At 58.9% G+C, this 3,521-nt stretch carries 5 protein-coding genes and 1 pseudogene; 3 read left to right on the top strand and 3 right to left on the bottom strand.

Annotated features, from left to right (window positions below; genetic code table 11):
* Both AACS24_RS17170 and AACS24_RS17160 read left to right on the top strand, forming a co-directional pair.
* Positions 1–225 (top strand): annotated as a pseudogene (locus AACS24_RS17170) (hexitol phosphatase HxpB); the annotation flags it as partial.
* A gap of 550 nt (positions 226–775) precedes the next feature.
* On the top strand, positions 776–979 hold the full coding sequence (locus AACS24_RS17160; protein WP_033112514.1) for a CPXCG motif-containing cysteine-rich protein: 204 nt from the start codon (positions 776–778) through the stop codon (positions 977–979).
* A gap of 61 nt (positions 980–1,040) precedes the next feature.
* On the opposite strand, the gene AACS24_RS17155 is transcribed toward AACS24_RS17160, so the two are convergent.
* The 3 genes from AACS24_RS17155 to AACS24_RS17145 all read right to left on the bottom strand — a co-directional run bounded on the left by AACS24_RS17155 (position 1,041) and on the right by AACS24_RS17145 (position 3,047).
* Positions 1,041–1,424 (bottom strand): VOC family protein, encoded by a 384-nt coding sequence (locus AACS24_RS17155; protein WP_108571452.1) that lies wholly within the window; start codon positions 1,422–1,424, stop codon positions 1,041–1,043.
* Positions 1,425–1,442: 18 nt separating this feature from the next.
* Positions 1,443–2,057 carry a riboflavin synthase gene (locus AACS24_RS17150; RefSeq protein WP_041207881.1) on the bottom strand — a complete coding sequence of 205 codons (615 nt, stop codon included), beginning with the start codon at positions 2,055–2,057 and terminating at the stop codon, positions 1,443–1,445.
* A gap of 87 nt (positions 2,058–2,144) precedes the next feature.
* A complete protein-coding gene (locus AACS24_RS17145; protein ID WP_108571451.1) occupies positions 2,145–3,047 on the bottom strand; it encodes a DMT family transporter in 903 nt (300 codons plus the stop codon).
* 130 nt (positions 3,048–3,177) lie between these two features.
* Here AACS24_RS17145 and AACS24_RS17140 point away from each other — a divergent pair, with 130 nt between their 5' ends.
* Positions 3,178–3,384: a YaeP family protein gene (locus tag AACS24_RS17140; RefSeq protein ID WP_005352334.1), complete on the top strand. Its 207-nt coding sequence runs from the start codon at positions 3,178–3,180 to the stop codon at positions 3,382–3,384.
* Positions 3,385–3,521 lie beyond the last annotated feature (137 nt).

Raw genomic sequence — 3,521 nt, 5'->3', positions numbered from 1 at the left:
GATGTCTATATCCACGCCGCCGAAAAGCTGGGGGTGGAACCGGTACACTGTCTGGCCATCGAAGACAGCTTCACCGGTCTGCTGGCGGCCAAGGCGGCCTCGATGAAGGCGCTGATCGTGCCGGATCCGGCTTTAGTGGGAGACCCGCGTCTGGCCATCGCCAACTACCAGCTAAGCTCGCTCGCAGAGCTGAATGCTGACACCCTAGCCAGCTGGGTCAAATAAGCCAGCGAGAGGCGCAGATCGTTCCATGTGCCCGGCTCTGGTAGGTGACCCGCGTCTGGCCATCGCCAACTACCAGCTGAGCTCGCTGGCCGAACTCAATAGCGAGATGCTGGCCAGCTGGGCCAAGTAATCTGCCCGCGACAAACCGTTCGCATCCTTCACGGGGCCGCTGGCATACCTGTCAACGGCCCCGTTTTTATGGGTGAATAGGTGCCAAAGGATAGATATCCGCCCAGCGGCAAAAAGGGGAAAACCGGCCGGATGTACTGCCCCCCTCTCAGATGGTGAAATGACCTTTTTGGACAGTAAAAACCGCCGTTCAGCCTCCTTTATTGCCAACCTGTAGTTGGCAATAAAGCCGATATACCGCCGATTACAAACCAAATTTCGGGCCATTTTTTCCCCTGCAGCGACTGCTGACCCCCTTTTCCGATCCGGGTTTGATCCCTGTCAGGCCGCCTTCATAAACGTGCGCTTGCTCGCGGTTAGCCTGTGCCTGCGCAGCTAGAATCAAGGGAGATAGGCGGCCCGCGGGCCCGAGGAGGTTATCATGATCGAGTACACCAGCAAGCGCATCGTCTGCCCCCACTGCGGCCACCACACCCGGGTCGAGCTGGATGCCAGCCAGGGGGATCAGGAGTTCTACGAAGATTGCATGGCCTGCTGCAATCCGATCCACCTGCGGCTGCATCGGGACGAAGAACGCGATCGTCTGCAGCTTTTTGTGGATGCTGACGACGAGCAGATGTTTTAAGAGCGGCCAGATAGCAAAAGGGGCGTGACTCGCGAGAGTGACGCCCTTTTTCGTTTCGTTGTCAGCGGTAGATGCTGCCCTGCCGCGATTTCGCTCTGGCCCAGAGCGTCTCGTCATCGAGATCGGTCTGGATCAGCTCGATGGGCCCCCCGGCATCATTGATCACCGCCACCCGGTAATCGTCGATCGGCTCATAGGGCCCCAGGATCACCTCTTCCCCCTCGATGGCTGCCGCCAGATCATCCACCTTGAAGGCGACGTGAGGCACGGTTCTCAGCAGCTCGTGCAGCGGCGAATCATCGGTAAAGTAGTGCCACTGAACCCGAAACCGCCCCGGGTTATCCTCGGTATACATCCCCACCTTTTCGCTGTGGATGCCATGGGGCAAGGGCACGGCGCTGGGGATGCCGAAGTGGTGAAAGGTATAGTTCAGATCCGGTTTCATCTGCGCTTTTTCCTGACATCAGGCCATTCGGCTGGCCAGCACCCGCTCCACCGTATCGACGATGGCCTGGGTCTGGGGATCGATCTCGATATTGGTCGGCCAGCCGGCGCGCACCCAGCCGAGGTTGGTGCGAGCCAGCGTCTCGGGGATCAGGTGGACGCAGAACTCCCGCTCGCGCACCTCGCCGATGGTCAGGCTGATACCGTCAATGCCGATATACCCCTTGGTCAGTACATATTTCATCAGCTCGGGGGCGAGGCGGTACCACACCTGACGGTTGTTGGGGGTGTCGATCACCGAGGTCACTTCCGCCATCCCGATAATGTGGCCGGACATGGCGTGACCGCCGATCTCGTCGCCAAAGCGGGCGGCCCGCTCCACGTTGACCTTGTCCCCCACCTGCAGCTTGCCGAGGTTGGTGAGGCGCAGGGTCTCCTGCATCAGATCGAAGCTGACCAGATCCCCTGCAATCCGGGTCACGGTGAGACAGCAGCCGTTGTGGGCCACCGAGGCACCCAGGGCCAATCCTTCGCCCCACTCCCGGCTGGGCATGCGGATCACGTGGGTACGAAATGAAGCACTCTCTTCGATGGCGACCAGCTCGGCCACACCTTGCACAATTCCGGTAAACATCATCACCTCTTTGTTTCTGATAACACGCTCTGTTTTTTATCGCGGCCTGTGGCCGCTTATTTTACACAATTCGTTTCATACAAACTGTCACACCTGCTCCGGCGCCGCTGACAGCGCCTGCACGCGAGTCCGGCGCTGGGAATAGATGACCACTATGCCAGCCAGCACGATTAGCAGACACCCCGCCATACTACTGAGGGTCGGCATTTCACCAAACATCAGATAGCCGCAGAGGGTAGAAAAAAAGATCTGGAAATAGAAGAAGGGCGCCAAAGTAGAGGCCTGCGCATACTGCATCGCCTTGATGAGACAATACTGGGAGAGCAGGGTCACCACCGGCAGCGCCAGCAGATAGGGCCAGTCGGCAAGCGCCGGAAAGCGCCACAGTGCGGGCTGCCAGCAGAGGGCGGCCATTGCCACCATCCCCAGCATGAAGCAGGTGACGATCAGGATATCGAGGGTGGTCAGACGTGGATCCACCAGCTTGGTGAGGAGGTTGTAGCCGGTGTTGGCCAGCACAATGACCAGTGGCAGCAGGTAGTAGAGGTTCGCGTCGCTCCCGTCGGGATGAGTCACCACCAGCACCCCAAACAGCCCCAGCAACACGGCCGCCACCTTGGCCCGGGTCAGACGCTCCCTGAAAAAGATGACACCGGCCACCACAAAGGCCAGCGAACCAAGCTGGCAGATGATGGTGTAGACGTTGAGCGGCACATGGGCCAGCGAAATCACCGAGACCAGCGCACAGACCAGAAACAGCAGCGAACGCAGCAATAGCCAGCGATCCACCGCCAGCAGCGCCGACACGGTGCGCTTTGGCAACAACAGCAGCAGACCAAGGAAAGGAACAAAAAAGCGAAACCAGACCATCTCCATCACGGAGTAGCCATGGAGCACCAGATATTTGTCCGCGCCATCCTTGAGCGTCAGGGCGAGAAGAGCAAACAGCGTCAGGAAGATCGCCAGTGAATTGCGCGAAGAGAGCAGCATCAAAGAGGCCGAAACAGGAAAAGGGGGTAACCAAACTAACGGGCTTGCCGCAAATTACAACCGCGAGACTGACAAAATGGGAGCAAAACCGCTATATTTGCTCGCCTTTTTACTTTCAAGGAAGCAAATCATGATGGTTTATGAGTGCTGTGAAGCGATCCGTATCGCCTATAACCAGATTGGCTCCGGCGAGCAGGGCTACGTGCCGAAGGCCATCGCCGCCACTATCCGCGCCCTCAACGCGGTCGCCGCCGATGAGCGGGTGCCCGCCGAACTGCGTGAACAGGCCGCCTATGCGGCAGCCAACCTGCTGATCAGCGATCACGAAGACGCCTGATCCCGCTGCCGGGGCGGCAACTATTTCGTCCTGGATGAATTTCAGGCTAAAATGCCTCCCCCACCCTTTGCATGCCCGCCCGGGCGTGCAAAGGCTCTTCCCGATTTCCGCTCTTTCTCTATCTATCTGATCCACTC

The organism is Aeromonas sp. HMWF016 (assembly GCF_963878195.1).
In the GTDB taxonomy this organism is placed as follows: domain Bacteria; phylum Pseudomonadota; class Gammaproteobacteria; order Enterobacterales; family Aeromonadaceae; genus Aeromonas; species Aeromonas lacus.
The sequence above is the reverse complement of the archived record's forward strand: the minus strand, read 5'-3'. Positions and strand labels throughout refer to the sequence as shown.